This is a genomic window from Opacimonas viscosa (assembly GCF_024199005.1).
GTDB classification, from domain to species: domain Bacteria; phylum Pseudomonadota; class Gammaproteobacteria; order Enterobacterales; family Alteromonadaceae; genus Opacimonas; species Opacimonas viscosa.
Map to the genome: position 1 here is coordinate 1 of NZ_JANATA010000290.1, position 243 is coordinate 243.

1 protein-coding gene is annotated in these 243 nt (G+C 41.2%); it reads right to left on the minus strand.

Features of this window, described 5'->3' with window-relative positions:
- The coding region (locus tag NLF92_RS13645; protein ID WP_254102809.1) for a response regulator at positions 1-243 on the minus strand (243 nt) is incomplete at both ends.

The following is a 243-nucleotide window of genomic DNA, read 5'->3' on the forward strand; positions in this document are numbered from 1 at the left end:
TATGTTTTTCACCAAGCTCTCTTGCGAGTTCTATAGTAGTCTCATTTCCTAAATTTATGTCCAACACGACGACAGATGGTCGTTCATTTTGCAGATACTTTCGCGCTCTTGACGTAGTACCGGCTACAAATACTCTTTGCGCCCCCAGTGACGTTATTTTCTTTTTGACGTCCATCGCTATCAGTAGGCTGTCTTCTACGATCAGGCAACTTTCAAATATTACTTGAGGCTTTAGATTTTTTG